The sequence below is a fragment of the Croceitalea rosinachiae genome, from assembly GCF_031846445.1.
Lineage (GTDB): Bacteria > Bacteroidota > Bacteroidia > Flavobacteriales > Flavobacteriaceae > Croceitalea > Croceitalea rosinachiae.
This window is the reverse complement of sequence record NZ_JAVRHR010000020.1, coordinates 1-321: the sequence shown is the minus strand read 5'-3', so window position 1 is coordinate 321 and position 321 is coordinate 1. Positions and strand designations below refer to the sequence as shown.

The following is a 321-nucleotide window of genomic DNA, read 5'->3' as shown; positions in this document are numbered from 1 at the left end:
AGGTATCAACATGCTTGACGATACGGCCGTGGGCACCATTACGGATAACGATGGCAACGACCCTACAGAAGGTATCGCAGTAGCCGACTTTACCGTCAATGAGGATGCAGGTACTGCCTCCTTCGTGATATCTTATACCGGTAATACCGTACAGGATGCTTTCAACGTAAATTTCAATGTAACCGATAATACCGCTATCAACCCTGATGATTATACGGTAGCCAATACGGATACCTTCGTAACATTCCCTGCCGGAACAATTTCAGGTGATACACAATCGGTGACCATCAATATCGTGGACGATATGATCATCGAGGATAC

The 321-nt window shown here is 45.8% G+C and carries 1 protein-coding gene; it reads left to right on the top strand.

Going from position 1 to position 321, the window contains the following annotated elements; translation table 11 throughout:
• Nucleotides 1–10: 10 nt before the first annotated feature.
• Nucleotides 11–321: Calx-beta domain-containing protein (locus tag RM706_RS16470; protein ID WP_311353365.1), on the top strand; the 311-nt coding region annotated here is incomplete at its 3' end.